The 25,998-nt window shown below is 69.9% G+C and carries 22 protein-coding genes, 1 tRNA gene, 1 pseudogene and 1 riboswitch; of the genes and pseudogenes, 15 read left to right on the forward strand and 9 right to left on the reverse strand.

Features of this window, described 5'->3' with window-relative positions; all coding sequences use genetic code 11:
• The first annotated feature begins 99 nt into the window (after nucleotides 1–99).
• The 5 genes from mrcB to lepB all read left to right on the forward strand — a co-directional run bounded on the left by mrcB (nucleotide 100) and on the right by lepB (nucleotide 6,712).
• Nucleotides 100–2,574 carry a penicillin-binding protein 1B gene (mrcB, locus tag CJ022_RS01080; protein ID WP_101924861.1) on the forward strand — a complete coding sequence of 825 codons (2,475 nt, stop codon included), beginning with the start codon at nucleotides 100–102 and terminating at the stop codon, nucleotides 2,572–2,574.
• Nucleotides 2,571–3,104 (forward strand): tetratricopeptide repeat protein, encoded by a 534-nt coding sequence (locus tag CJ022_RS01085; protein WP_101924862.1) that lies wholly within the window; start codon nucleotides 2,571–2,573, stop codon nucleotides 3,102–3,104. Before mrcB ends, CJ022_RS01085 begins: the two co-directional genes overlap by 4 nt.
• Nucleotides 3,105–3,127: 23 nt before the next feature.
• Nucleotides 3,128–5,230, forward strand: a complete 2,103-nt coding sequence (locus tag CJ022_RS01090) for an ATP-dependent DNA helicase (RefSeq protein WP_101924863.1) — start codon at nucleotides 3,128–3,130, stop codon at nucleotides 5,228–5,230.
• Nucleotides 5,231–5,293: 63 nt separating this feature from the next.
• Entirely contained in the window at nucleotides 5,294–6,007 is a 714-nt protein-coding gene (tsaB, locus tag CJ022_RS01095) for a tRNA (adenosine(37)-N6)-threonylcarbamoyltransferase complex dimerization subunit type 1 TsaB (RefSeq protein ID WP_101924864.1), read from the forward strand.
• Nucleotides 6,008–6,067: 60 nt separating this feature from the next.
• Nucleotides 6,068–6,712, forward strand: coding sequence for a signal peptidase I (gene lepB, locus CJ022_RS01100; RefSeq protein WP_101924865.1), 645 nt, complete (start codon nucleotides 6,068–6,070; stop codon nucleotides 6,710–6,712).
• Between the two features lie 35 nt (nucleotides 6,713–6,747).
• Here the strand turns inward: lepB and thiS are convergent, their stop codons facing one another.
• Complete coding sequence (gene thiS / locus CJ022_RS01105) at nucleotides 6,748–6,951, reverse strand: sulfur carrier protein ThiS (RefSeq protein WP_101924950.1); 204 nt, start codon at nucleotides 6,949–6,951, stop codon at nucleotides 6,748–6,750.
• A 167-nt stretch (nucleotides 6,952–7,118) separates the two neighbouring features.
• On the opposite strand from thiS, the gene CJ022_RS01110 reads away from it, so the two are divergent.
• From CJ022_RS01110 to CJ022_RS01130, 5 genes are all read left to right on the forward strand, one after another.
• Nucleotides 7,119–8,969 (forward strand): autotransporter domain-containing protein, encoded by a 1,851-nt coding sequence (locus CJ022_RS01110; RefSeq protein WP_101924866.1) that lies wholly within the window; start codon nucleotides 7,119–7,121, stop codon nucleotides 8,967–8,969.
• Between the two features lie 75 nt (nucleotides 8,970–9,044).
• Nucleotides 9,045–9,118: transfer RNA gene (locus tag CJ022_RS01115), tRNA-Gly, on the forward strand.
• A 98-nt stretch (nucleotides 9,119–9,216) separates the two neighbouring features.
• The gene (gene rimK / locus CJ022_RS01120) at nucleotides 9,217–10,140 is read left to right on the forward strand and encodes a 30S ribosomal protein S6--L-glutamate ligase (RefSeq protein ID WP_101924867.1); all 924 of its coding nucleotides are present in this window, start codon (nucleotides 9,217–9,219) and stop codon (nucleotides 10,138–10,140) included.
• 274 nt (nucleotides 10,141–10,414) lie between these two features.
• Complete coding sequence (locus CJ022_RS01125; protein WP_101924868.1) at nucleotides 10,415–11,098, forward strand: response regulator transcription factor; 684 nt, start codon at nucleotides 10,415–10,417, stop codon at nucleotides 11,096–11,098.
• The gene (locus tag CJ022_RS01130; protein ID WP_101924869.1) at nucleotides 11,085–12,425 is read left to right on the forward strand and encodes a sensor histidine kinase; all 1,341 of its coding nucleotides are present in this window, start codon (nucleotides 11,085–11,087) and stop codon (nucleotides 12,423–12,425) included. Before CJ022_RS01125 ends, CJ022_RS01130 begins: the two co-directional genes overlap by 14 nt.
• Before the next feature lie 220 nt (nucleotides 12,426–12,645).
• On the opposite strand, the gene CJ022_RS01135 is transcribed toward CJ022_RS01130, so the two are convergent.
• Both CJ022_RS01135 and metF read right to left on the reverse strand, forming a co-directional pair.
• Nucleotides 12,646–13,233: a hypothetical protein gene (locus tag CJ022_RS01135; protein WP_101924870.1), complete on the reverse strand. Its 588-nt coding sequence runs from the start codon at nucleotides 13,231–13,233 to the stop codon at nucleotides 12,646–12,648.
• 55 nt (nucleotides 13,234–13,288) lie between these two features.
• Nucleotides 13,289–14,113, reverse strand: coding sequence for a methylenetetrahydrofolate reductase [NAD(P)H] (gene metF, locus CJ022_RS01140; protein WP_101924871.1), 825 nt, complete (start codon nucleotides 14,111–14,113; stop codon nucleotides 13,289–13,291).
• A 315-nt stretch (nucleotides 14,114–14,428) separates the two neighbouring features.
• Here metF and CJ022_RS01145 point away from each other — a divergent pair, with 315 nt between their 5' ends.
• Together CJ022_RS01145 and CJ022_RS01150 are read left to right on the forward strand one after the other, a co-directional pair.
• On the forward strand, nucleotides 14,429–15,559 hold the full coding sequence (locus CJ022_RS01145) for a GGDEF domain-containing protein (protein ID WP_101924872.1): 1,131 nt from the start codon (nucleotides 14,429–14,431) through the stop codon (nucleotides 15,557–15,559).
• 95 nt (nucleotides 15,560–15,654) lie between these two features.
• Nucleotides 15,655–16,212, forward strand: a complete 558-nt coding sequence (locus tag CJ022_RS01150; RefSeq protein WP_101924873.1) for a DUF3228 family protein — start codon at nucleotides 15,655–15,657, stop codon at nucleotides 16,210–16,212.
• A 100-nt stretch (nucleotides 16,213–16,312) separates the two neighbouring features.
• Here the strand turns inward: CJ022_RS01150 and CJ022_RS01155 are convergent, their stop codons facing one another.
• From CJ022_RS01155 to CJ022_RS01165, 3 genes are all read right to left on the reverse strand, one after another.
• Nucleotides 16,313–18,058, reverse strand: a complete 1,746-nt coding sequence (locus tag CJ022_RS01155) for a hypothetical protein (RefSeq protein ID WP_101924874.1) — start codon at nucleotides 18,056–18,058, stop codon at nucleotides 16,313–16,315.
• Nucleotides 18,059–18,482: 424 nt separating this feature from the next.
• Nucleotides 18,483–19,055, reverse strand: coding sequence for a hypothetical protein (locus CJ022_RS01160; protein ID WP_101924875.1), 573 nt, complete (start codon nucleotides 19,053–19,055; stop codon nucleotides 18,483–18,485).
• Nucleotides 19,052–19,549 carry an RNA polymerase sigma factor gene (locus CJ022_RS01165; RefSeq protein ID WP_101924876.1) on the reverse strand — a complete coding sequence of 166 codons (498 nt, stop codon included), beginning with the start codon at nucleotides 19,547–19,549 and terminating at the stop codon, nucleotides 19,052–19,054. The genes CJ022_RS01160 and CJ022_RS01165 overlap by 4 nt, the downstream gene beginning before the upstream one ends.
• A gap of 140 nt (nucleotides 19,550–19,689) precedes the next feature.
• Between CJ022_RS01165 and CJ022_RS01170 the strand changes: the two genes are divergently transcribed.
• Entirely contained in the window at nucleotides 19,690–21,129 is a 1,440-nt protein-coding gene (locus CJ022_RS01170) for an amidohydrolase family protein (protein WP_158238326.1), read from the forward strand.
• Nucleotides 21,126–21,386, forward strand: coding sequence for a hypothetical protein (locus CJ022_RS01175; protein ID WP_101924878.1), 261 nt, complete (start codon nucleotides 21,126–21,128; stop codon nucleotides 21,384–21,386). The genes CJ022_RS01170 and CJ022_RS01175 overlap by 4 nt, the downstream gene beginning before the upstream one ends.
• A gap of 64 nt (nucleotides 21,387–21,450) precedes the next feature.
• Here CJ022_RS01175 and CJ022_RS17735 read toward each other — a convergent pair whose 3' ends face one another.
• Nucleotides 21,451–21,717: an adenosylhomocysteinase gene (locus tag CJ022_RS17735; protein ID WP_425490814.1), complete on the reverse strand. Its 267-nt coding sequence runs from the start codon at nucleotides 21,715–21,717 to the stop codon at nucleotides 21,451–21,453.
• A gap of 36 nt (nucleotides 21,718–21,753) precedes the next feature.
• A pseudogene (locus tag CJ022_RS01180) lies at nucleotides 21,754–22,865 on the reverse strand (adenosylhomocysteinase); the annotation flags it as partial.
• Nucleotides 22,866–22,900: 35 nt separating this feature from the next.
• Nucleotides 22,901–23,002: riboswitch (S-adenosyl-L-homocysteine riboswitch) on the reverse strand.
• Between the two features lie 207 nt (nucleotides 23,003–23,209).
• On the opposite strand from CJ022_RS01180, the gene CJ022_RS01185 reads away from it, so the two are divergent.
• Nucleotides 23,210–24,937 (forward strand): LysM peptidoglycan-binding domain-containing protein, encoded by a 1,728-nt coding sequence (locus tag CJ022_RS01185; RefSeq protein ID WP_158238327.1) that lies wholly within the window; start codon nucleotides 23,210–23,212, stop codon nucleotides 24,935–24,937.
• Nucleotides 24,938–25,259: 322 nt separating this feature from the next.
• Here CJ022_RS01185 and CJ022_RS01195 read toward each other — a convergent pair whose 3' ends face one another.
• The gene (locus tag CJ022_RS01195) at nucleotides 25,260–25,994 is read right to left on the reverse strand and encodes a peptidase (protein WP_101924881.1); all 735 of its coding nucleotides are present in this window, start codon (nucleotides 25,992–25,994) and stop codon (nucleotides 25,260–25,262) included.
• Between the last annotated feature and the right edge of the window lie 4 nt (nucleotides 25,995–25,998).

The following is a 25,998-nucleotide window of genomic DNA, read 5'->3' on the forward strand; positions in this document are numbered from 1 at the left end:
GAAAATCGACCCGCGCCGGAAGCGCGCACGTCGCGCTGCGCTAGACTCGCGCCGCTGCCTATTATCGCACCCCGCGACGGGCGACTGGCGACAGGTGTGATGGCCCGCATCGACTACGAAGACGACGACATCGACGATCGCGGCGACGCCGCTGCGCGGGGCTGGCGCCGGCGGGTCGTGACCTGGGGACTGGCACTGGTCGGCCTCGGTCTCGGCTTCCTGATTCCGTACACGCTGTATCTGAACAGTCAGGTCAGCGAACGCTTCGGTGCGCTGCAGTGGCAGGTGCCGACGCGGGTCTACGCGCGGCCTTTGCAGCTCGCGCCGGGCGTGGCGATGGATGCGCGCACGCTCAAGACCGAGCTCGACGCCGCGGGCTATCGCGAGGGTGATGGCGCGCGCCCGGGCACCTATACGAACGACGGCGGGCGCTGGACGATCGCGAGCCGCGGCTTCCGCGATGTCGACGGCGAGGTCGCGCCCGGTCGCGTGACGCTGTCGCTGTCCAACGGTCGCGTGTCGCGCCTGCGCGATGCGGCTGCGGACGCAGCGCTGCCCAGCGCGCGCATGGATCCCGCTCGCATCGCGACCCTTTACGGGCAGCAGCAGGAAGAACGTCGCCTGGTGCGCGTGCAGGACGTGCCCCAGCTGCTGACCGATACGCTGCAGGCGGTCGAGGATCGCGACTTCGCCCATCACCACGGCATCGATCTGAGCGGCATGCTGCGCGCGGCGTTCGTCAACATGCGCGCCGGCGAGGCGAAGCAGGGCGCGAGCACGCTGACCCAGCAGCTCGCGCGCAGCGGCCTGCTCGGCATCGGCCGCGAGCAGACCTACACCCGCAAGTTCAACGAGATCCTCTATGCGCTGCTGATCGAGGCGCGCTACGAGAAGGCGCCGATCCTCGAGGCCTATCTCAACCAGGTGTATCTGGGCCAGCGCGGCGCGCAGGCGATCCACGGTGTCGCGGCCGGCGCGGAATTCTGGTTCGGGCGTCGCCTCGACGACCTGGAGACCGAGCAGGTCGCGCTGCTGGTCGGCATCATCCGCGGCCCCTCGTACTACGATCCGCGCCGCCAGCCCGAGCGTGCGAAAGCGCGCCGCGACTTCGTGCTCGCGAACATGCTGCAGACCGGTCTGATCGACCAGGCCGCGCACGACCGCGCCGTCGCGGCGCCGCTGGGCGTGACCGATACGCCCGGCAGCATCGCCGCGAACCGGTTTCCCGCCTATGTCGACCTGGTCCGCCGGCAGCTGGCGCGCGACTATCCGGCCGATGCCCTGCAGGGCGCCGGGCTGACCGTGATGAGCGCGATGTCGCCGTCGGCGCAGGCCTATGCCGAGGGCGCCGTCACCCGCACGATGGAGGCGCTGACCACGGGCAAGCGGCCCCCGCTGCAGACCGGCATGGTCGTGACCGACGTGCACGGCGGCGACGTGATCGCCGCGATCGGCAGCCGCAATCCGGTCGAACACGGCTTCAACCGCGCGATCGAAGCGCACCGCCCGGTGGGCTCGCTGCTCAAGCCCTTCGTCTACCTGATCGCGCTCGGCAATCCGGCGCGGTATTCGCTGGCGAGCTGGGTCGACGATTCGCCGGTCGACATGACGCTCGAGAACGGCCAGCGCTGGAATCCCGGCAATTCCGACGGACGCAGCCACGGTACGGTGCGGATGATCGATGCGCTGGCGCGGTCCTACAACCAGGCCACGGTGCGCATCGGCATGGACGTGGGGCCGCGCGCGCTGGTCGATCTGGTGCACATCCTCGCCGGCATCCGCGCCGAGCCGAATCCGGCGCTGATCCTCGGCGCGATGGACCAGACCCCGTACGCGATGGCGCAGCTGTACCAGTTCCTCGCGTCGGGCGGCGAGATCCAGCCGCTGCACGCGGTGCGCGGCGTGCTCGATGCGCAGGGCCGGGTGGTCAACCGCTACGACAACGAGCCCAAGCCGGCCAACGCCAGCGATGCGCTGGCCGCGCGCGTGGTGACGATCGCGCTGCAGCACGCGGTGACGTCCGGCACCGGACGCCAGCTGGTCAACGACGGGCTCGGCCGCTTGCAGGCCGCGGGCAAGACCGGCACCAGCAACGACGGCCGCGACAGCTGGTTCGCCGGCTGGACCGGCGACCATCTCGCCGTCGTCTGGGTCGGCAACGACCAGAACGAACAGACCGGCCTCTACGGCGCGACCGGCGCGATGCGCGTCTGGTCCGGCCTGTTCTCGCGTCTGCCGAGCGCACCGCTGGATGTCGGCAGCGATGGCCTCGAATGGCAGTGGGTCGCGCAGTCGAACACCGTCGATGCCGACTGTCCGGGCGCGCAACGGTTCGCCTTCGCCGCCGGCTTCGCACCGCCCTACCAGACCTGTCACGGGCCGACGCCGGACACCTTCGTCGACGCCGACGGCAATCTGGTCGATGCGACCGGCGCACCGGTCGAAGCCGAGCGCCGCGGCTGGCGCGAGTGGTTCGGCTTCGGTCGCGATGACGCCGAGGCGCCGCCGCCCGACGCCGAACCACCCCCCGCGCCTCCGCCGACCCCGCCGCCGCCCGCACAGGAATTCCCATGACATCGACCACGACCGCCTTCCGCGCCGCCTGCTGCCTGTCCGTGCTGGTGCTGGCGGCCTGCGCGAGCCCGGCGCCGGTGACCGAAACGGCCGCGCCCGCGACGACCGCGACACCGCAGGAGATGGTGGCGACGATCCGCGCCGCGGCCGGCGACGGCGACGGCGAGCTCGCCGTGCAGCCGCTGCGCGACACGATGATCGACGACCTGCGCGAACAGGCGGTCACGTTCGAGGCGCAGGGCGACGTGCCGGCCGCGGTGGCCGCGCTCGACCAGGCGATCGGCATCGTCGCCGACGACCCGGCCCTGCTGCAGGAGCGCGCCGAACTCGCGATCCTGCAGCGCGATTTCGCCGCGGCGGGCACCCTCGCCGAGCGCGCCTACGCGATCGGTGCGCAGGTCGGCCCGCTGTGCCGCCGCCACTGGGCGACGCTGGAGCAGGTACGGCTGGCGCAGGGCGATGTCGCCGGTGCCGGCCAGGCGCGCGTCCAGATCGACGGCTGCCGGGTCGCCGGCCCCGAGCGCTACTGATCGCGCCGGCGCACCCGACCGGCATGGAGGCGCGCGACGACAGGCTGGCCGCGCGCAGCGCCACGGCACTGGCCGACGGCGGCCTGCTGGCCGAGTGCATTCCCGCGTTCCGGCCCCGCGCGGCGCAGCAGACGCTGGCGATGGCGGTCGCCGATGCCTTCGACCAGCGCGGCACCCTGCTGGCCGAGGCCGGCACGGGCACCGGCAAGACCTTCGCCTATCTGGTGCCGGCGCTGCTGTCGGGACTGAAGACCATCGTGTCGACCGGCACGCGCGCGCTGCAGGACCAGCTCTACCACCGCGACCTGCCCCGGGTGCGCGATGCGCTGGGCACCGGCCTGCGCACGGCACTGCTGAAGGGCCGCTCGAACTATCTGTGCCTGTACCGGCTGGAGCAGGCCAAAGGCGAGCCGCGCATGGCCACGCGCGAACAGCTGGCGCTCTTCCAGCGCATCGTCGCCTGGGGCGGCCGCACCCGCATGGGCGACATGGCCGAGGTCGAGGGGCTGACCGACGACTCGCCGCTGCTGCCGCTGGTCACGTCGACGGTCGACAACTGCCTCGGCAACGAGTGCCCGTTCTGGAGCGACTGCTTCCTGGTGCAGGCGCGCCAGCGCGCGCAGTCGGCGGACATCGTCGTCGTCAACCATCACCTGCTGCTGGCCGACCTGGCGCTGAAGCAGGAAGGCTTCGGCGAGATCCTGCCCGGCGCGCAGGCCTTCGTCGTCGACGAGGCGCACCAGCTGCCGGAACTCGCCGCGCAGTTCTTCGGCGAAGGCCTCAGTGCGCGTCCGCTGGTGGAACTCGCGCGCGACGCGGTCGCCGAATGCCGCGAGGTGCCTGCCGCGCTGCCGGTGCTGCAGGCGCCCGCGCACGAACTCGATCTGGCCACCCGCGCGTTGCGCGCGGCGATGGACGGTTTGCCGCCGCGCGGCACGCGCTACCGCGCGCTGTACGACCCCGCGGTCGACGATGCGCTGCGCACGCTCGACGACGTGCTGGTGCAGTTGCGCGACGCACTGGCGCCGCTGCGCGAAGCGCATCCCGGCCTCGACAGCTGCCATGCCCGCGCCAACGAATTCCTCGCCCGCCTGCGACGCTGGAACGACGGCGCCTGGAGTTCGGAAGCGCTGTTCGAATCGGACGCCGGGAGCGGCGCGGACCCGACCCCGCACGTCGATCCCGATCCCGACGCGCTGGTGGCGACCGATGCGCCCGTGCCGAAGGTGCCGGTGCGCGGCGACGACAGCGTGCTGTGGTACGAGCTGACGCCGCGCGGCTTCCGCCTGCAGCGCACGCCGCTGGATGTTTCGGGCCCGCTGCGGGCGCATCGCGAGCAGTCGCGCGCCGCGTGGATCTTCACCTCGGCGACGCTGGCGGTCGACGGGCATTTCGACCATATCGCCGGACGGCTCGGCCTCGATGCACCGCAGACGCTGCTGTCGCCGAGTCCGTTCGACTGGCCGCGACAGGCGCTGTGCTACCTGCCACCGGGCCTACCGCAGCCGGCAGCGCAGGATTACACCGCGGCCATCGTCACCGCCATCCGGCCGGTGCTCGAGGCGTCCGGCGGACGCGCCTTCGTGCTGTTCGCCTCGCACCGCGCACTGCGCGAAGCGGCGGTGCTGCTGCGCGCCGCCGGCGACGCGTGTCCGTGGCCGCTGTTCGTGCAGGGCGAGGCGCCGCGCCACGTGCTGCTGCAGCGGTTCCGCGATTCCGGCAACGGCGTGCTGCTGGGCGCGGCGAGTTTCCGCGAGGGCGTCGACGTCGCCGGCGATGCGCTCAGCGTGGTCGTCATCGACAAGCTGCCGTTCGCCGCGCCCGACGATCCGGTCTTCGAGGCGCGCCTGGATGCGATCCGCCGCGCCGGCGGGCAGCCGTTCCGCGACGAACAGCTGCCGCAGGCCGTGATCGCGCTGAAGCAGGGCGTGGGCCGCCTGATCCGCACCGAGGGCGATCGCGGCGTGCTGGTGCTGTGTGATCCGCGCCTGGTCGGGCGCAGCTACGGGCGCCGGTTCCTGGATTCGCTGCCGCCGCTGCCGCTGACCCGCGATGTCGCCGATGTGCGCGCGTTCTTCGCCGGCGCTGCGACCGACACCGGCGCCGCGGCCGCCGACGCGGGATGACAGCGCGGCGCGCGCGTGGTCTGCTGCGTCCCGCTGCCTCCTCCTCACTGCCGATCGCATTCCATGAAACTGCTCGCCTTCGAAACCGCCACCGAAGCCTGTTCCGTCGCCGTCTGGGACGACGGCCGGCTGCTCGAGCGGTTCGAGATCGCGCCGCGGCGCCACGCCGAACTCGCACTGCCCTGGGCGGAACAGCTGCTGGCCGAGGCGGGCATCGCGCGCGCGCAGCTCGATGCGATCGCGGTCGGGCGCGGGCCCGGCGCCTTCACCGGCGTGCGGCTGGCGATCGCGCTGGTGCAGGGCATCGCGCTGGCGCTGGACCGGCCCGTGGTCGCGCTGTCGACGCTGGCCGTGCTGGCGGCGCGTGCGGGCGACGCGGCCGGACCCGGCGGCCACGTGCTCGCCGCGATCGACGCGCGCATGGGCGAGGTCTACAGCGCCGCCTACACCCTGGACGCGGACGGCCCGCGGCGGCTCGATGCGGAGCGCGTCGGCCCGCAGGATGCGGTCGTGCTGCCCGGTGCGCCTGCAGGCGCGTGGCACGGCGTCGGGACCGGCTTCGCGGCCGGCGAACACGCCCTGGCCACACGGCTCGCGCCGCGGCTGGCGAGCGTGGATGGGGACGCGCTGCCGCGCGCGGGCGATCTCGCGCGGCTGGCCGCCGCCGCGTTCGCGCGCGGCGAGGCGGTCGCGGCCGACCGGATCGAGCCGGCCTACCTGCGCAACAACGTCGCCCTGACCATCGTCGAGCAGCAGGCGCTGCGCGCGTCGCGCTGACCGGGAACCCGCGGCGCTGCCGCGGTGTCGTACCGAGTCTTCCGTTTCAAGGCCACCCCGATGCCCGCCACGTCATTCCCCGTTCCCGAGGCCGAGCCGGCGCGGTCCCGCCGCCTTCGACGCTGGTTCCGCAGCGAGGGCGTGCCGCTGCTGGTGATGCTGGCCCTGCTGCTGGTGGCGCGCTCGTCGCTGGCCAACCACTACTACGTGCCCAGCGGCTCGATGGAACCGACGCTGGCGCCCGGCGACCGGGTGGTCGTCGACATGCGCGCCTACGGATTGCGGCTGCCGTTCACGGATCTGGCCGTGGTGCCGGGCGACACGCCGGCGCGCGGCGATGTCGTCGTGCTCCGGTCGCCCGCCGACGGCACGCGGCTGATCAAGCGCGTGGTCGCGATCGCCGGCGACCGGGTGGATCTGGTCGACGGCCGCCTGTCGATCGACGGCCGGCCGCTGGCTTCCGACGCGCAGGCGGACGTGGAAACCTTCGGCGCGCGCCGGGCGACGCTCGACCTCGGCGCGGGCGGCGGGCCGGACATCGCCGGCGTGCGGGTGCCGCCCGGCCAGGTGCTGGTGCTCGGCGACCATCGCGGTGCGAGTTTCGACGGCCGCTTCTTCGGTTTCGTGCCGGCCGCATCGATCTACGGCCAGGCCCGCGGCGTGTTCTGGCGCCGCGGCGACGGCCTGGGCTGGCATCGCCTGTAGCGGGCCGGGCGCCCGCATCGCCGACGGAAGCGGGTCTAGCCGCCGCCCAGCGCGTGCACGATCTCGACCCGGTCGCCGTCGTGCAGGCGGTGCTCCGCATGCCGGCCGCGCGGCACGATCTCGCCGTTGATCTCGACCGCCACGCGGCGGTCGGCGAGGCCCTGCTGCTGCAGCAGGGCGAGGAGGGTGGGGGCGGTGTCGTCGAGCGACAGCGCATCGCCATTGAGCAGGATGTCCATGCGTGCATTGTCGCCGTCCGCCGCGCCGATCGCACGGCCCGCTTTGTCGCAGTGCGGCGTGAGTCGTGCGGAGCGCTGTGGAAGGATGCGCGGCCATGCGCCGCCGTACGTGGCCTCCATGCCCGCCGGCGGATTGCCGCGCACCCCACTTCCGGAGAATCCCCACGATGTCGTCCTGGCCCGTCCGTGCCGCCCTCGCGACCGCGCTTGCGCTCGCCGCGTCCCCCGTCCTTGCCGACCAACCGTTCTCGAAGACCGTGTTCTTCGGCGACAGCCTGACCGACTCGGGCTACTTCCGCCCCGTCATCGTGCAGACCATCGGCCCGCAGGGCGCGATCCTCGGCCGCTTCACCACCAATCCCGGCCTGGTCTGGGCCGAACACGTCGCCGACCGCTATGGCACCGAGGCCAGGCCGAACGGCAACGGCCAGTCCGGCGACAACTACGCCGTCGGCGGTGCGCGCGTGGGCGTGGACGTCGTGGGCCCGCTGGGTGCCACGCCGTCGCTGGCGACCCAGGCCGGCCGCTATCTCGCGGCCAACGGCGGTCGCGCCGACGCCGATGCGCTGTACACGGTCTGGGGCGGGGCGAACGATCTGTTCGCCGTCGCGGCCAATCCGGCGCAGGCGCAGCAGATCATCGGCGCGGCGGTGACGACCCAGGTCGGCATCGTGGGGGCGCTGCAGGGCGCGGGCGCACGCTACGTCATGGTGCCGTCGATCCCCGACATCGGCCTGACCCCATCGTCGCGTGCCGGCGGCCCGGTCGCGATGGCGCAGTCGACCGCGCTCGCCGCGGCCTACAACAACGCGCTCTACACCGGCCTCGCCGGGCAGGGCCTGCGGGTGATCCCGGTCGACACCTTCCACTTCCTGCAGGAAGCCGCCGCCGATCCGGGGCTCTACGGGTTCACCAATGTCACCTCCGCCGCCTGCGGCCTGCAGCCGGCGCCGGCGGGCGATTCGTCGCTGTTCTGCAACCCGGCTTCGCTGGTCGACCCGACCGCGGCCGACACCTACCTGTTCGCCGATGGCGTGCACCCGGCCAGCCGCGCGCACGCGCTGATCGCCGACCTGGCGATCTCGATGATCGACGGTCCGCAGCAGATCGCGGCGCTGCCGCAGTCGGCGGCGATGACCGGCCGCGCGCGCGCCGACCGCGTCGCCAACCGGCTGCTGTTCCAGCCCGACCACGCCGATGGCACGCGCTGGTGGGCGGACGTGCGCGGCGACTTCCAGCGCTACGACCATGGCGATGCCTACGACGGCGTCGGCCCAGCGGTGACGGGCGGCGTCGACTGGGTCCGGGGCAACACCACGTTCGGTGGCTTCGTCGGCTATGGCCGCCAGGGCAACGACTGGGGCCTGCGTCGCGGCAGCTGGGACCAGGGCGAGGCGACGGTCGGCGGTTTCGTCGGCTGGCGCGCCGATGGCGGCGCATGGGTCAACGCGCAGCTCAGCTACAGCCGCCTCGATTTCGACATCGACCGCACGGTGCGGATCGGCCCGGCCACGCGCGTGCATCGCGGCTCCGCCGACGGCAGCAACGTCACCGGCGCCGTCAATGCGGGCTGGACCTTCGGCGACGGACCGCTGCAGCAGGGACCGGTGCTCGCGGTCGTGGCGCAGCGCATCGAGGTCGACGGCTTCGCCGAGAGCGATCCGACGCTGTCGAGCTCGCTCGCGTATCCGGCGCAGGACGTCGACTCGCTCGTCGGCAGCGCCGGCTGGCAGCTGGCCTATGCGATCAACGACAGCGTGCGGCCCTACGTGCGCGCCACCGTCGATCGCGAATTCGAGGACGCACCGGCCGAGGCCTTCGCGCAGTCCCAGTCGCTGCCGTCGACGCTGCCCTACGCCGTGCCGGCGCGCGGCTACGATCGCAGCTACGGCACCCTGACGCTCGGCGCGCAGACGACGACGTTCGGCTTCGATGCGAACATCGGCACCAGTCTGACGGTCGGCCAGAAGGGCGGCAGCCACGCGACGGTCTTCGCCACCATCGGCGGCGGTTTCTGAGGCCAGCGCGCGCGTTCGCGGCGCCGTGCGCGGCGTTGCCAACGCGCGCATCCGCGGCATAGACTGCGGCCCTGCGCGGGTGTAGTTCAATGGTAGAACTGCAGCTTCCCAAGCTGCTAGCGTGGGTTCGATTCCCATCACCCGCTCCAATCGAAGACGGCGGCATCATCCACGCGGTGATGCCGCCGTTTCCGTATCCGGCTTGGCGACGCAGCCGGTGTCGCCGTCTCCCTCCCCGAGCGCCTGCATGAAGATCGCCATCCTCTCCCGCAACACCAAGCTCTATTCCACGCGCCGCCTGCTGGAAGCGGCGCGCGCGCGCGGCCACACCGCGCGCGTGCTCGATCCGCTGCGCTGCTACATGCGCATCGGCAATGACGGGTTCTCGATGCGCTACAAGGGCAAGGCGATCGACGGCTTCGACGCGGTGATCCCGCGCTTCGCCGCCTCGGTCACGCGCTACGGCAACGCGGTGCTGCACCAGTTCGAGCTGATGGGCTGCCATGCGCCGAATCCGTCGGTCGCGTTCGCTCGGGCCCGCGACAAGCTGCGCTGCCAGCAGCTGCTCGCCGCCGACGGCATCGGCCTGCCGGCGACGGTGTTCGGCGACAACCCGGACGACACCGACGACCTGCTGGCGATGCTCGGTCCGACGCCACATGTGATCAAGCTCAACGAAGGCATGCAGGGCGCCGGGGTGATGCTGACCGAGAAGCCGTCGGCCTCGCGTGGCGTGGTCGAGGCGCTGCGCGGGCTGTATGCGAATTTCCTCGTGCAGGAATTCATCGCCGAGGCGCAGGGCGCCGACCTGCGCTGCTTCGTCGTCGGCGACCGCGTCATCGGCTCGATGCAGCGCCAGGCGCCCGCAGGCGATTTCCGCTCGAACCTGCACCGGGGCGGCACCGCGTCGGCGATCGAGGCGACGCCCGACGAACAGGCAGCGGCGGTGCGCGCGGCGCAGGTCGTCGGCCTGGGCATCGCCGGGGTCGACCTCATCCGCGCCGAACGCGGCCCGCTGGTGCTGGAAGTCAACGCGTCGCCGGGCCTCGAAGGCATCGAGGCAGTAACCGGCCTGGATATCGCCGGCGGCATCATCGAGCACATCGCCGCGCAGGTTGGCCCTGGCAAACCCGCGAAACGTGCGCGCAAGCCGGCTTCCAACGGAAGTTGAACGTTTTCTTTCCGGTTTTGCGACGCGTGCCTGCCTAGACTCGCGTCACCGGAATGCGCTCGCACTCTCTCTCTCCACCCCGGTTCGCCCGGGGTCGCAGCGGATGACGGCAATCGGGGCAGTACTCCTTCGACCCAGCCGGTCAGCCGTCTGGGTCTTTTTGTATGCACCGCCGCCACGCCCCGCATGGAAGCATGCCGCCTTGTGCCATCATCTTGGGCACGGCGCCGCACCAGGCAGGTGTCGGCGGTGTGCTCGTTTCCCAGGACACTCCATGCATATTCTCGTCATCGAAGACAACCAGGACATCGCCGCCAATCTCGGGGACTACCTCGAAGACCGCGGCCATACCGTCGATTTCGCCGCGGACGGCGTGACCGGGTTGCACCTGGCCGTGGTCCATGATTTCGATGCCATCGTGCTCGACCTCAACCTGCCCGGCATGGACGGCCTCGAGGTCTGCCGCAAGCTGCGCAACGACGCGCGCAAGCAGACGCCCGTGCTGATGCTGACCGCGCGCGACAGCCTCGACAACAAGCTGGCCGGCTTCGATTCCGGCGCCGACGACTACCTCGTCAAGCCGTTCGCGCTGCAGGAAGTCGAAGTGCGGCTCAACGCGCTGTCGCGCCGCGGCAAGGGCACCCACACCCGCGTGCTCGACGTGGGTGACGTGGAATACAACCTCGACACGCTGGAAGTCCGCCGCGGCGGCAAGCTGCTGCAGCTCAACCCGACCGCGCTGAAGATCCTGCAGTCGTTGATGGAGGCCTCGCCGGCCGTCGTCACCCGCCAGGAACTCGAGACCCGCGTGTGGGGCGAGGAACTGCCGGACTCCGATTCGCTGCGCGTGCACATCCACGGCCTGCGCGCCGTCGTCGACAAGCCGTTCGACACGCCGTACATCCAGACGCGCCACGGTATCGGCTACCGCATCGCGGTTCCCGATGTCGCAACCTGACGCCGGCCACGCCGGCGGGCGCACCCGCAGCCGGCGCCGCTATCGGCGGCGGCTGCGCAGTCGCATCATCCTGTCGTTCGCGCTGCTCGGGTTCGGCCTGACGGCGCTGTTCGCGGTGCTCACCCAGGAGGCGCGCAACCGCGTCGAGAACGCGCTCGTCGAGGATGCGATGAACCGCAACATCGACGAGTTCGCCGGCCGCTGGTTCAGCAATCCGGACAGCCCGCCGGCGGTGCCGTTCGAACAGATCCGCGCGTTCTTCTACACCCCCGACCGCTTCGATTCCGTGCGGCGCAACCGGCCCGAATGGGCATCGCTGCCCGACGGCATCCACGGCATCACCGGCACCGACGAATTCGGCCATCCGATGGCCTACAAGCTGGCCGTGCGCAAGACGCCGGAAGCCTGGTTCTTCCTCGCCTACGACATGAGCCAGACCGAGCGCGGCGAGGCGCAGTTCCAGCGCGCGATCTTCGGCTCGCTGCTGGTGGTCTCGCTGTTCTCGGTGCTGGTCGGCTGGTGGGCCGCATCGCGGGTCATGAGTCCGGTGTCGGAACTGGCCAACCGGCTCAGCCGTTCGGGCGACAGTTCCACGCCGCAGGCCCTGGCCCCGCACTTCGCCGACGACGAGGTCGGGCAGCTCGCCAGTGCGCTCGACGACTACGCGTTCCGCCTGACCGAGGTCGTGCAGCGCGACCGCGAATTCAACGCCGACGTCAGCCACGAACTGCGCACGCCGCTCGCGGTCATCCGCGGCGCGGTCGAACTGCTGCTGACGCGCCCCGAGCTCGACGACAAGACCCGCACCCGGCTGCTGCGCATCCAGCGCGCCGAGCAGCAGTGCACCGACCTGATCAGCGCGCTGTTGCTGCTGTCGCGCAACGAGCGCGGTCACGGCGCGACCGATGTCGGCAAGGTCGTCGAACAGCTGTTCGATGCCCATCGGTCGCAGCTCGGCGGCAAACCGCTGACGCTGCGACTCGAAGGCGAGCAGCGCCTGGTCGTCGACGCGCCGGAGTCGGCGGTGACCGTGGCGCTGGGCAACCTGGTCGGCAATGCGATCAAGTACACCCAGGAAGGCGAGGTCGTCGTGCGTCTGCGCGGGGACGCGGTCGAAGTCGCCGATTCCGGACCCGGGCTCAGCGCCGAGGATGCGGCGCGGCTGTTCGAACGCGGCTATCGCGGCACCCACGCCGAGCACTCGCAGGGCGGCGGCATCGGCCTGTCGATCGTGCGGCGGCTGTGCGCGCTGTACCAGTGGCAGGTGCGCGTGGTCCCGGGTGCGCAGCGCGGCGTCGTCGCGACGCTGTCGTTCCGGCCGGGCTGAGTCCACGGCGCGCACGTCGCTGCCGCAGAACACGATCCTTCCGATCCAAGTGCGCTGACGTTCGCCACGTGGATCGATGAGCGCGTTCAATGCCCGTCTTCGTGCACGTCACGGCGCCAGCCAGCCGCGGTGTCGTTGTCTTGCGTTTTCACGGGACGAAGCAGAGCCCGCGATACGAAGGCTTCGCCGTCGACGCCCGCTCAATTCCCGCGCGCGGTCGTCACAGGCTGATCCACCAGCAGCCCAGGTGCCGCCGCAGCGAGAACACCGTCTGCATCGCGCCGGCGCCGTTGGCGCCGGTCTGGTCGAGCCGCAGCGCGCTCGGCGGCAGTTCGCGTGGTGCGGTCGGGATGTCGCGGGCGCTGACCCAGCTGCTGAAGCCCGGGCGCGAGGTCGCGACGACGGGCTGGGCCGGCCGCAGTGCGGTGATGTTGACCAGCGGCTGCTGGGTGATCGTGTCGAGGCGCTGCAGCACCCGGTAGCCGGCGGCGTTGCCCATGCCGGTCCAGTGGTACAGCGCGGCCACGCGGTTGGTGTCGCGCGCATCCATCGCGTACTGCAGGTCCTGCATCAGGGCGCGCACGCTGCGCGCGCAGCCGCCGCGATAGGCATTCACCGCCGCCTGCCCGGTCGCGCGCGCGGGCTGCGGATCGCCGCCGACTTCGCTGCATTTGCGATCGGTGTAGATCGTCGTGCCATCGGCGGCCACGCAACGCCGGACCTGCGCCTGCGCATCGCGCGCCGGCCACGCGGACAGTGCCGCCGCAAGGGCAGCCAGCAACAGGACGGCGGTGGGTGCGCGGCGCATCGCGCCAAGCCTACTGGCTGGCGGGGCCGCGCAGAAGTGCGGCCACGCCGCCGGTTCAGCCGAGCCGGGCCAGGACGGTCTGGGTCGGCCTGGAGAGATTCAGCGTGTAGAAGTGCAGGCCCGGTGCGCCCCCCGCGACCAGGCGCTCGCACAGGCGCGTCACGATGTCGGCACCCAGCTCGCGGATGCTGTCGGCGTCGTCGCCATGCGCCTGCATGCGCCGCTGCATCCAGCGCGGAATCTCGGCGCCGCACTGCTCGGAGAACCGCCGCAGCTGGCTGAAATTGGAGATCGGCATGATGCCCGGTACGATCGGCACGTCGACGCCGGCCTTGCGCACCGCGTCGACGAAGTGGAAGTAGGCGTCCGCGTTGTAGAAGTACTGGGTGATCGCCGCGTCCGCGCCCGCGTCGATCTTGGCCTTGAAATGCCGCAGGTCCGCCAGCGCATCGTCGGCCTGCGGATGCACTTCCGGATAACAGCCGACCTCGATGTGGAAGCGGTCGCCGAACTCGCTGCGGATGAAGGCGACGAGTTCGGATGCGTAGCGCAGGTCGCCCGGATGGCCCATGCCCGAGGGCAGGTCGCCGCGCAGGGCGACGATCCGTCGACAGCCGATCGACGCGTACAGCGCCAGCAGGTCCCGGATCTCCTGACGGCTGCCGCCGACGCACGACAGATGTGGCGCCGCGTCGAAGCCATGCTGCTGCTTGAGCTGGCGCACGGTCTCGGGCGTGTGGCTGAGCGTCGAGCCGCCCGCGCCGAACGTGCACGACACGTACTCGGGCGCGTGCGCCGCGAGCCGTTTCGCGGTGCGCTCGAGCTGCGCGCGCTGTTCGTCGTTCTTGGGCGGGTAGAACTCGAAGCTGATCGGAATCATCGGAGCGGGCCGGGCGGGGACCGGGGCATGGTATCGCTTTATCGCGATGGATGACGAGAGCGCTGCGATGCATCCGACCTCGCTCTGGATTTGTCAGCAGTCCGGGGCCGTCGCCAGCGGGCGGGGCAGCGGGCGGTACGCGCAGGGAGCACGAAGGGCTGCGGCGACCACCGTCTTCCGCGTCGCGAGGAGCATCGTGACCCTGCCCATTGCCGGAAGCCCGTCGACTGCTGCCGGATCGCCCCGTCCGTCGGCGCGTGCAGCGTCGCAACTACCGCCTGTTCACTCCCCCCCGGTTCGCCATATTCTGCAGTCATGCCCAACGCCTCCGAGCAAGACCGCAGTCTGCAGCGTGCCCGCAACCTGCTGGCGCAGGAGGTTGTCGAAACGCGGCAGCGGGTCCGCCTCGGCGGCGGGTTCTACGCCGTGGCCGCGGCGCTGGCGTTCACGGCCACCGACTACGCGCCCGGCTATCGCGCACAGGCGCTGCTGGTCATCGGAACGCTGCTCGCGCTCGCGGTACTGCGGGTCGTCATTCCGATGCCGGCGCGTCCAGACGAGGTCGCCGCGCACCGCTACCTGCGCCGGCTGTGGGCGGTGGTCCTTGCGACGACGGTCGCCTGGGGCGCGTTCAGTGCGTGGAGCCAGTCCGCGCTGCCCGACCCCGCGCCGCTGATCACGCTGCTGTTCTCGGGCGCCTTCGGCATGGCGCTCGCGCACACGCTGTGCATGCGCCGGGTGCCGTCCGCGCTGGCGATTCTCGCGGTCATGCTGCCCACGCTGGTGGTGCTGTGGCAGCAGCTGTCGCTGGGCGTCGGCGCCACCTGGCTCGTCTACACGGTCTACATGCTGCTGGTCATGGTGCGCAGCCATCGCGAGTACCACGCGCGTCTGCAACTCGAGGAAGACCTGCGCCACCAGCGCGACCTGTTCGCGACGCGCAGCCGGATCGACGGCCTGACCGCACTCGCGAACCGGCGCGAATTTTCCGAGGCGCTCGAGCGTGCCGTCACCGGCGCGGGCGATGGCCGCGCGCTGTCGCTGCTGATTCTCGACATCGACCACTTCAAGCGCATCAACGACAGCTTCGGCCACCTCGCCGGGGATGCCTGCCTGATCGAGTTCGCGCATCGCCTGCGCGCCGCGTTCGACGGCCCGGGCGAGCTGTGCGCGCGACTCGGCGGCGAGGAGTTCGGCGTGCTGCTGCCGGTGGACGGCGACGCGGCGCATGCGCGGGCGGATGCCTTCCGTGACGCACTGGCGCGCCATCCGCTCGCGTTCGACGGGATCGAGGAGCAGGTCACCGCGAGCGTCGGCTGGAGCAGCGTGCAGACCATCCCGCACGCGGATCCCGACGCGCTGTACCGGGAGGCGGACGCCGCGCTGTATCGCGCCAAGCTCGGCGGCCGCAACCGCGTCGAGCGCGCCGTGCCGGCGCCGGGCTGAGCGGCTGCGTGCGGATGTCCCGGCGCGGCGACCATGGCGCTGTCCGACGACGCGGGTGACGCGTTACGGTAGCCGGCCACCGCCCGAGCCCGCCGATGTCTATCGTCCTCACGCCGTTCGCCCGTCCACGCCTGTTCCCGCGCACGCCGCGCGGCAACACGATCCAGGACATCACGCCCGCGCAGTTCGAGGCCCACCTCAATCGGGAAGCGCCGCACGCGGTGCTCGACGGCTACGCGCCGTTCTGCAAGCTGCACGTGCATCGCAACTGGACCTCGACGCGCTGCCTGACGGTGCCGATCACCGACGCCAACCGGCATCTGCTGCGCTCGGGCTACGAGTCCCGCAACAGTGCGGAGCTGCCCGTGCTGGTGCGCTGGTTCGAAGGCGTGGAATCGCCACGCGCCGAATACCTCGTGGTGATTCTCTACAGCGCCGAACAACTCGCGAAGGAAGGTGCGCCGATCGACGCGGACTGGGGCATCGTCGGCTGCATCTACACCGCCGAGCCGGAAGAAATTCCGATGGCGCCGATCACGATGCTGCGCAACGCGCTCGGCGTGGAAGAGGGCGGTTCCGGCGTTCCGCTCGACCGCGAGGCCTACCGGCGCAGCGTCGAGTTCTGGGAGCGGAACGCGAACTGGCGGCCGTAAGGCCGACAGCGCCGTCGGGCCAGGCGATCGTCCGACCACATGCGGTTGCCGCGCTGACCGCAGCACCGGCTGCGGCCTGCGCGCACCGGAAGACGTGGAATCAGGCCGCCTTGAGCAACTGCGACGCTTCCTTGACGATCTCGTCGCGATAGCCCTTGAGGTCCTCACCCTCGAGGCCACGCAGGACCTGGTCCTCGATGAAGCCGTTCGCGTTCTGGCGGAATTCCTCCAGATACGTATCCTGGTAATCGGACTTCGTGAGCGACTCGGCCAGCTTGTCGCGCCACTGGCCGCTGGTGACCGAATCGATGTTCTCGCCGTAGCCTTCGGCGACCTTGTCGAGAATGCGCGAGGCCTGGCTGTCTTCGCCGAAGACGCGGGTGAACGCCTTGTCCAGCACCGGCTTGAGATTCCCGGTCAGCGAGGTGCCGCCGGGCGCGAAGCCGAGGAACAGGTTGATCATGTTGGCGAAGTCTTCCTGGCGCGCGGCGTCGTCTTCGGCCTTGTCGGAGAACCCGTCCAGCACCGCCTGCTCCGCCGACGCCACCATGTGGGTCAGCTTGTGCTCGGCCTGCAGGCGCGAGTTGGTGTCGTCGCCCTCGACGGCGGCGACCAGATCCTTGGACCAGCTGTCGGACTGCCTGGCCAGCGAGGCCAGGACGTCCGGCGCGGCATCGTTGGTCGGCGACAGGCCGGTCAGGCGCATCAGATTGGCCATGGTCTTCATGTTGCGCGTGGTGCCGTCGATCTGGCTGGCGTCGATGCCGGCCTCGCCGAGTCCGTTGACGTTGAAGATCTCCGCCCCCTTCTTGGTGACCAGATCGTTCAGGGCCTCCTGGCGGCCCTCCTTAGGAATGTTCTCGTCGTTGAAGAATCCGTTGTCGCCCCAGGGATTGTTCTTGGACTGGTCGAGGATGTACTCGGCCAGGTCAGCGGCGTGGCTGGACTTGCCGTCGGCGTACAGGCTGTTGCCGTCATTGGCGACGGCGCGGATCAGCAGCTCCATGGGATCCTTGTTGTAGGTATCGGGCAGTTCCTTGCCCTCCCAGTCAAGCCAGGCGTTGTCCGTCGTGATCTTGCTGAAATTCTGGCTGATGTCGTCGATTACCTGGTCGCGCTTTTCGCTGCTCACACCATGCAGGATCTGGTTGATCACCGACCCGTCCTTGCCGGCATGGTCCGCCGCGTTGAGCATCAGGCCGAGATGGGCGGCCCGGTCGGTGGAGTTCTTGTCCTTGTCGCCAAGTGCCCCGTTCTCGATCTGGTCGATCGCGAATTTTCCAATGAATTCGGCGAACTCCCCGCTTGCATCGTTCTCCAGCCCGGTCATGAACCGCGGAAAGACGTCGTGGGACGTGTTCTTGTTGACGTTGCGTTCGGTGCGCCACGTGCCTTCCGTGACAATGCCGGCATCGGTGTCCTCCATTTCCATGAAGCGCCAGGCGTTGGTGGTATCCACCTGGCCTTCGTTGTAGCCCTTGGCGAAGCCTTCCAGCACCTCACCGCGCGCGTTCGACGAGATCTTGTCGTCATTGACCAGCTTGTCGAGGCGACTGGCCTGCAGCCAGGAGTCCGACTTGGCAGCCCCTGGATCGTTGTCGAAGATCGCTTCGAAGAAACGGCCGCGATCCTCGAGGTTCAGATCCGGTAGGAAATCGTTGGCCAGCGCGGTCAGGCGCTTGTCGTAATCGTCCTTGCCGCCGCGCTCGCCGACTTTGTGCAGGTCCTTCGCGAGATCCTCGAGTTCCGCGCGGCTCGGTGAGTCGTAGTCCGCATCGGCGGCGCGCTTGGCCTCGCCGATCGTGCGCAGGAGGGCTTCGATGTTGCCGGGCATCACGTTGAGCATGGGAGATTCCTTCTGCCAGGAGAGATGATGTCGGCATCGATTGTCGCGGTCGTCGAAATGCGATGACATACGGGTTGACCCGAGGCGTCGTCGAGACGACGCGGAGGCCGCGTGCGATGAAGCGCACATAGCGCTGACGGTTGCGGAGACGTTCATTCAGAACGTCCACGCGATGCGACGCGTGCCATGCGCTGCCGGATGGCACGCATCGCGAAACGCGCACCGGCCGTGTCGCATGTTCCTGTCGGCGTGCGCACGATGCGTCGCGTTGCGATCCGGATCACGCGGTGATGCGCGTCGCCCGGGCTTGACCGCATTGCGCGACGCGAGCGGTTCGCGATCTCTGCCCACGATGACGACCGCATCAACGCCCGGACGTGCAATACGGCGTGACACCGCGCCGCGCGCGCGATGGTGCATGCGCTCAGAAGTCGCGGCCGGCGAGGCGTCGCATCGCGCGGTACTCCCGCAGGTCGCGACGGCGCCGACGGTGGCAGAACCAGACGATGACGACGCTCCACGCGATGGCGAAGCACAGCAGCTCGACGGCGGCGGTGCGCCAGGCCGCATCGCCGAGCGCGACTGCGACGATCGCCGCGGCCACGGTGTAGGCGAGCAGCGACAGACTGGCGATGCGGGCCAGGCGCAGTTCCCGCAGGTCGGCGCGAAGCTGCGACAGACGCACGCGGGCATAGCGCGCGCCGTCGAGCGCGGCGTCCATGGGCTGGACGCGCGGTGCACGCAGCAGCCACCACCACGCGACGGGCATGTAGACCACGAAGAACGGCATCAGCAGCCAGTACGAGGGCCCGATCGCCGCGCCGGCCAGCGGCCGGAGCAGCAACGCGACCGCGGCCAGTGTCAGCATGATCTCCAGCCCGCGTTGCAGCCGGTGCCGCAGGCGATGGCGGCGCATGCGCTGGAGCAGCACCGCGCCGTCATCGGCGGGGCGCGTCGTCTGCCACGCGTGTCGCAGCAGGTCGTCGAAGTCGTTCACGGCCGTGTCTCCTCGCGGGACTGCAGGGTCTTGAGGCGGTTGCGGGCACGATGCAGGCGCACGCCGACGTTCTCCATCGAGATGCCGAGGAGGTCGGCGATCTCGCCGTAATCGAAGCCTTCGAGTTGCAGCATCAGCGGCTGGCGCAGCGTCAGCGGCAGGGTGGCCAGGGCCTCGAACAGCCATTCGCTGCGCGCGCGGTCGGCATCGGCCACGGTCGCTGGGTCCGGCACGTCGTGGCGGTCCGGATCCAGCGGCAGCGCGGCGGGCGTGCGGATGGCCGAGCGCACGTGGCTCGCGCCGAGATTGTGCGCGACGCGCAGCGCGAACGGCAGCAGACGGTCGTGCTCGCGCAGTGTCGGCAATGCCTGCCAGACCGCCAGCAGCACGTCCTGCATGAGGTCGTCGCGCAACGCGGGATCGAGTTCGTAGCCGCAGACCGCGCGCCAGAGTTGCGGGTGCAGGGCTTGGACCTGGGACCAAGGAGGCGGCATGGCATCGCGTTTGTCGGGGATCTCAGAAGGGAGTCGTCATGTGGCGAGGATTTCTTACAGCAATGTCGCGATCGCGTGCCGACGTAAGAAATGCGGCAGCGCCAGCGACTCATCCGGGTACACCCACCCCGGAGTTGCACATGCATCCTCTCATCCCATGGTCCGTCGCCGGCTTGTTGAGCTGCCTTCCCTTGCTGCCTGCGCACGCCTCGCCCGGGACGCTCGCGCTCGATGGCGTGCGCATCGTCGACGTCGAACAGGAACGCAGCGGCGAACCCCGCTGCGTCCGTATCGAACATGGCCGCATCATTGGCATCACCCGTCCCGGCAGTCGCGCCTGCCGACGCGACGCCGAGGTCGTGCCGCTGACGGGTCGCTACCTGATGCCGGGCCTGATCGACATGCATGCGCATCTGACGCTGGGGCCATTGGCCGTGCGCCAGGAGGGCGACGCGATCGTCATGGAGGCGCTGCCCGACGATGCCATCGCCGAGCACAACGCGGCGCGTCTGGTCGGGTTCGGCGTGACCACGATCCGCAACCCGGCCGGTGATCTCGCCGCCGCGGCGCGCTACGAGGCGCGGCGTGCCGACGGCACGCTGCCCGGCCCCGAGAGTTTCGATGCCGGCCCGGTCCTCAACGATGCCGGGGTGTCCGGGCTCGCGACGGCCGTGTCCACCACCGACGACGTGCGCCGCGTCGTCGCCAGGCAGGTCGACGCCGGCGCCGACTGGATCAAGCTCTACACCGGGCTGTCGCCCGCGCTGTTGCAGGCCGGCATCGAGGCCGCGCATGCGCACGGCCGTCCGGCGGTCGGGCATCTGGAGGACGTCGCGTGGACCGACGCCCTGTCGATGGGGCTGGATGGACTCGTCCATCTGATGCCGGTCAGCCCGGATCTGCTGGCGCCCGCCGACGCCGAGGCCTATCGCGCGTCCCGGCGTCCGGGGGCGTTCGCGTTCTTCGAGTGGTGGGAGCATTTCGATCCCGACAGTCCGCAGGCCGATCGCCTCGTCGCCGCGTTCGATCGGCATCGTCCGGTGTTCGACGCCACCCTCGTCGCCTTCCATGCGGCGTTCGTCCAGGACCGAGACGACAGCCCCTACCGGCGCGATGCCGAGCGCTACGCGCATCCGCGGCTGCTGGCGAACTGGACCGACTTCTTCACCTTCGCCATCGGCTGGGAACCCGCGGATTTCGAACGCGCCCGCGCGGTGTGGCCCAAGGTGCAGCGCATGGCCGCGCGCCTGTACGCCGGCGACGCGCGGATGACGCTGGGCACCGACATGAGCAATCCCTGGATCGCGCCGGGCATCAGCCTGCATCGCGAGATGGCGCTGCTCGCCGAGGCCGGTGTGTCGAACGCGCGCATCCTGCGCGCGGGCACGGCGAACGCAGCCGATGCACTCGGTGCGGGCCAGCGGCTCGGCCGCGTCGCGGTCGGTTACGAGGCCGACCTGCTGCTGCTCGATGGGGATCCGCTCGTCGATCTGGCGCACGCACGCGATGCCCATGCGGTGGTGCTCGATGGACGCTATCTCGATCGCACTGCGCTGGCCGCGCTGCGGGGTGACGAATGAGCGCGCGTCGCGGCGGCGGCGTGCGGCGCCCCTGGCGCTGGATCGCACTCGGTGGCGTGGTCTGCCTGCTGGCGTGGATCGCGCTCGCTGCGGGGCTGATGCTCGGCGTCGACCGGACGACGCGGCTCGTGCTGGTCACCGTGGCCGCGGTCGCGACCGAAGGGCTGGTGTGGTTGAGTGCGTTCCTGCTGGGGCTGCGCGTGTTCGAGGCACGGCAGCGCTTGTGGCAGGCGCTGCGGTCGCGTTTCGTCCGCTAGCGCACACAAAAAAACGGGCGCCTTTCGGCGCCCGTTTCCTGTTCCGCGGTGACCGGCGAGCCGATCAGTAGCGGTAGTGGTCCGGCTTGAACGGGCCTTCGACCGCGACGCCGAGATAGTCGGCCTGGTCCTTGGTGAGCGTGGTCAGCTTCACGCCGATCTTCTCGAGGTGCAGGCGTGCGACTTCCTCGTCGAGATGCTTGGGCAGGATGTAGACCTTCTTCTCGTACATGTCCTTCTTCTCCCACAGATCGATCTGCGCGAGGGTCTGGTTGGCGAACGAGTTCGACATCACGAAGCTCGGATGGCCCGTGGCGCAGCCCAGGTTCACCAGACGGCCGTCGGCCAGCAGGAAGATCGCGTTGCCGTTGCCGAAGACGTACTTGTCGACCTGCGGCTTGATGTTGATCTTCTCCACGCCCTTCAGCGCGTTCAGCGCATCGACCTGGATCTCGTTGTCGAAGTGGCCGATGTTGCAGACGATGGCCTGGTCCTTCATCGCCTGCATGTGCGCGACGGTGATGATGTCCTTGTTGCCGGTCGTGGTGACGTAGATGTCGCCGCGGCCGAGCGTCTCTTCGATCGTGGTGACCTCGAAGCCTTCCATCGCCGCCTGCAGCGCGCAGATCGGATCGATCTCGATGCTGCCGAGCCCTTGCCCACGTCGCCGTAGCCGCAGACCACGGCGACCTTGCCGGCCAGCATCACGTCCATCGCGCGCTTCAGGCCGTCGGCCAGCGACTCGCGGCAGCCGTAGAGGTTGTCGAACTTCGACTTGGTGACCGAGTCGTTGACGTTGATCGCAGGCACCAGCAGCGTGCCTGCCTGGGCCAGCTGGTACAGGCGGTGCACGCCGGTGGTGGTCTCTTCCGAAACGCCCTTCCATTCGGCGACGGTACGGGTCCAGAAGTCCGGACGCTCGCTGCGCACGCGCTTGAGCAGCGCCTTGATGACCTGCTCTTCGTGGCTGCCGCCGGTGCTGTTGACCCAGCTCTCGTCGCCCTTTTCCAGCTCGTAGCCCTTGTGGATCAGCAGGGTCACGTCGCCGCCGTCGTCGACGACCAGCTCGGGACCGATCAGGCCGCCCTTGCCGTCGGGGAAGCTCAGCGCGTCGAGCGTGCAGTCCCAGTATTCCTCGAGCGTCTCGCCCTTCCACGCGAACACCGGCGTGCCGGTCTTGGCGATCGCCGCAGCAGCGTGGTCCTGGGTCGAGAAGATGTTGCACGACGCCCAGCGCACGTCGGCGCCGATGTCCTTGAGGGTTTCGATCAGTACCGCGGTCTGGATCGTCATGTGCAGCGAGCCGGTCACGCGCACGCCCTTGAGCGGCAGGGTAGCGGCATGCTTCTTGCGGATCGACATCAGGCCCGGCATCTCGTGCTCGGCGATGTCGATTTCCTTGCGGCCCCAGTCGGCGAGGCCGATGTCGGCGATCTTGTAGTCGCCGTCGGTGGAGAAGGTCTTCAGTTGTGCGTTCATGCTGTGCTCCGTAGTGGAATACCGCGCGGGTATTCGCGTTACGGGCGCCGTTGTCGCAGGAACACCACGCCGAGCCTGGCCGTCCTGTCCGCGGGATGGATCACGCGGGCGAACCGGTCGCAGCGCCCCTCGGCGGGGCAGGCGGCCATTCTATCGCGCGCGCCGCCGGGGCGCTGCAGCGAGGCGGCGCCCGCGCCGCGATGTCGGCCCGCGGACTGAACGCGGATTCAGCCCCGCAGTCGCGCCTCGGGTTTTCCCCAGGTGCCCGGTCCCCGAACGGTGCCACACCATGACCGCCTTGCCCGCGCAGCATGCCGGGTGCAGACAGACGACAGGAGACGCGGGTGAACATGTACGTGCACGATGGCGGTGGTGGAATCGGTCCGGTCACCTTGCCCGACCCCGATCTGCAGGCGGGCCAGCATCGCGTGGCCGCCGGCGAAACGGTGTCCTCGCTGGCCGAGCGCTACCAGGTCAGTCCCGAGGCGATCCACGCCGCGAATCCGCAGCTCACCTCGCCGACGATGTCGGGGGGCAACGCGATCCAGCCCGGCGACGTCATCGCGATTCCCGCCGCGCCGATGAGCGCGACCGGCGACATCGACGGCGGCAGCGCCAACCACTCGACCACCGACGTCAAGCTCACCGCGAAGAACGACGACGGCAGCATCTCCTGGCAGCCCGACAGCCTGTCGGTGAGGTTGACCGGCAAGCAGGAGGCCGAACTCGGCAACAACCGCGCGCCGGATGCGCCGGCCGGCAGTCGCGGCGCGTCGATCAGCGTCGGCAGCGAATCCTCGGTGACCGTGCAGGAAAGCCAGGGCGACGGCACGACCTCGTTCTCGGTGACCACCAACACCCAGGTCAGCGTATCGGGCGAAGCGGATGCGGGCGGCCGAGGCGGCGCCGAGGCCGAAGCCAGCCTTGCGACCGGTTTCGAGTCCAGCTACAAGGTCACGCTGCCGGGCGAAGACCAGACGGTCGAGGCCGCAGCGGCGGTCAATCCCTTCGATCCGACGACGATCCCGGTCGGCGGCAGCGTGACGCTCGACAGCAGCGCCTTCGACGAGACCGCGCTGGCCGGGTCCTTCCGCATGATCGGCACGGAGACCCACATCACCGAGTCCGAGGGCGTGAGTTACACCGTGTCGCGCGTGGATGCGGACACCGTCCGCGTGACGACCGGGCCGACCGAAACGATCAACGCGTTCAACGGCGTCGGCCTGCGCGCCGGTGATCTGTCGATCATGGCCGGTCGCGAGGACCAGCTGCACGGCGCGACGCTGCAGACCGCCACCTTCGACATCGCCAGCGTCGAGGGGCAGTCCGCGTACGCGCATTTCAACGCGACCGGACAGATCGCGCACGAGACGCCGGGCGTCGCCGACGTCGCGACGATCTCGCGTGTCGACTACTCGTCGCAGACCCAGCTGCGCGCCGGCGTGGACAGCCTCAGCGTCGCGCTCGGCGGCCAGTCGAATCTCGGCAGCTCGGTGCTCGTCACCTACGCCGACGGGTCGCAGTCGCTGACCACCGACCTGACCTATGGCGCGAACGTGCCGTTGACCGTCGAACAGCGTTTCGATGCTGCAGGCAACGAACTGCCCGGCGAGCGCAGCTACCAGTTCGAGCTCACTACCGACCGCCCGGGCTACAACTGGTTCGAGCGCAACATCCTCGGACAGGACGAGGCCGGGGAAGAGCAGGCCAATGCCGACCTGCTGAACTGGGCGCTGACCGGTGGCACCAGCGGCGCAGGTCCGGTCGACGCCGCCGACACCGTCACGCTGACCTTCAGCGAGTCGCAGCTCGAGACACTGATGGCGCAGACGCGCGCGACCGTCGACGGCAACGCGCTCGGCGGCGCGCATACCGATCTGCGCATCCTCGTCGAGGACTACAGCGGCAACCCGGTGCACGACACCATGGACTTCGCGGTGGGTCTGGCCCGCAACCTGGGCAGCGATCCCTACGGCTTCGCCCAGAAGCTGCAGACCATTTCCGCAGGCGCCGATGGCGACGTCGCCAACGACAGCTACGCACGGATCGATGCGGGCGTGCAGTCGCGCTGACGCGCGACATGGTTTGGCATCGACTGGATGTCAGGTTTGGGGCCGCCTTCGGGCGGCCCTTTTTTTTCGCGATCTGGCGCTGCAATGTCACTGCACGCGCTCGCGCGCGGATGCGTCGACGTCGAAGCCGGTGCTGCGCGGCGTTCCGCTGGCCTGCGTTCCCGTGCGAGCGCGCGCGTGACGGAGCACGTCGCCATCATGGTAGGGCGACACTAGCCACACCGCGCACGAGGCGATGTCGTTCGTCGGACCGGAATCGACGCGCCAATCGACAGCGTCGCGACAGACGTTCACCGCGCCCTGCAGGCGCGGCAGCGGACGCCTACTTGGCCCAGTCGGGCTGCGGCAAGGCGGTGACCGCGCGGCGCATGCTGTCGTTCCAGCTGTCGCGGATCGACTGCAGGTACGGATCCTCGTCCTCGTAGCGACGCTGCACATCGACGCGCAGGCTGTTGCGGCGGTACACGAGCAGGTCGATCGGCGTGCCGACCGAGAGGTTCGAGCGGATCGTCGAATCGAACGACACCAGCGTGCACTGGCTGGCCTCGACGAGGCTGGTCTGCGGGGTGATCACGCGGTCGAGGATCGGCTTGCCGAACTTGATCTCGCCGGTCTGGAAGAACGGCGTTTCCGTCGAGCTCTCGATGAAGTTGCCTTCCGAATACACGAGGAAAAGGCGCGGTGCCTCGCCCTGGATCTGGCCGCCGACGATGAACGAGCCCGACGGGTCGATGCCGCTGTCGCGCAGATAGGTTTCGTCGCGCGCGCGGATCTCGCGCATTGCGTCGCCGACGATCTGGGCGACCTGGAACATCGAGCGCGCGTTGCGCACGCCGAGGCTGCCCGATTCGTGCGTCGCCCGGTGTTCCAGCAGGTTAAGCACGTTCTGCGTCAGCGACAGGTTGCCCGACGACAGGGTCACGATGACGCGCTCCCCCTCGTTCGCGAAGACCCGCATCTTGCCGGCGCGACGGATGTGGTCGACACCGGCATTGGTGCGCGAGTCGGAAGCCAGGACGAGGCCTTCGTCGAGGTTGAGTCCGATGCAGTAGGTCATGGCG

Source organism: Luteimonas rhizosphaerae (assembly GCF_002849595.1).
Lineage (GTDB): Bacteria > Pseudomonadota > Gammaproteobacteria > Xanthomonadales > Xanthomonadaceae > Luteimonas > Luteimonas cellulosilyticus.

Coding starts and splice junctions, on each gene's coding strand:
- thiS (WP_101924950.1), bottom strand. CDS start 6,951: ATGGACATCCTGCTCAATGGCGATGCGCTGTCGCTCGACGACACCGCC.
- tsaB (WP_101924864.1), top strand. CDS start 5,294: ATGAAACTGCTCGCCTTCGAAACCGCCACCGAAGCCTGTTCCGTCGCC.
- CJ022_RS01175 (WP_101924878.1), top strand. CDS start 21,126: ATGAGCGCGCGTCGCGGCGGCGGCGTGCGGCGCCCCTGGCGCTGGATC.
- rimK (WP_101924867.1), top strand. CDS start 9,217: ATGAAGATCGCCATCCTCTCCCGCAACACCAAGCTCTATTCCACGCGC.
- CJ022_RS01155 (WP_101924874.1), bottom strand. CDS start 18,058: ATGCTCAACGTGATGCCCGGCAACATCGAAGCCCTCCTGCGCACGATC.
- CJ022_RS01150 (WP_101924873.1), top strand. CDS start 15,655: ATGTCTATCGTCCTCACGCCGTTCGCCCGTCCACGCCTGTTCCCGCGC.
- CJ022_RS01130 (WP_101924869.1), top strand. CDS start 11,085: ATGTCGCAACCTGACGCCGGCCACGCCGGCGGGCGCACCCGCAGCCGG.
- CJ022_RS01110 (WP_101924866.1), top strand. CDS start 7,119: ATGTCGTCCTGGCCCGTCCGTGCCGCCCTCGCGACCGCGCTTGCGCTC.
- CJ022_RS01195 (WP_101924881.1), bottom strand. CDS start 25,994: ATGACCTACTGCATCGGACTCAACCTCGACGAAGGCCTCGTCCTGGCT.
- lepB (WP_101924865.1), top strand. CDS start 6,068: ATGCCCGCCACGTCATTCCCCGTTCCCGAGGCCGAGCCGGCGCGGTCC.
- CJ022_RS01145 (WP_101924872.1), top strand. CDS start 14,429: ATGCCCAACGCCTCCGAGCAAGACCGCAGTCTGCAGCGTGCCCGCAAC.
- CJ022_RS01165 (WP_101924876.1), bottom strand. CDS start 19,549: ATGCCGCCTCCTTGGTCCCAGGTCCAAGCCCTGCACCCGCAACTCTGG.
- CJ022_RS01125 (WP_101924868.1), top strand. CDS start 10,415: ATGCATATTCTCGTCATCGAAGACAACCAGGACATCGCCGCCAATCTC.
- CJ022_RS01170 (WP_158238326.1), top strand. CDS start 19,690: ATGCATCCTCTCATCCCATGGTCCGTCGCCGGCTTGTTGAGCTGCCTT.
- CJ022_RS01135 (WP_101924870.1), bottom strand. CDS start 13,233: ATGCGCCGCGCACCCACCGCCGTCCTGTTGCTGGCTGCCCTTGCGGCG.
- CJ022_RS01090 (WP_101924863.1), top strand. CDS start 3,128: ATGGAGGCGCGCGACGACAGGCTGGCCGCGCGCAGCGCCACGGCACTG.
- CJ022_RS01085 (WP_101924862.1), top strand. CDS start 2,571: ATGACATCGACCACGACCGCCTTCCGCGCCGCCTGCTGCCTGTCCGTG.
- metF (WP_101924871.1), bottom strand. CDS start 14,113: ATGATTCCGATCAGCTTCGAGTTCTACCCGCCCAAGAACGACGAACAG.
- mrcB (WP_101924861.1), top strand. CDS start 100: ATGGCCCGCATCGACTACGAAGACGACGACATCGACGATCGCGGCGAC.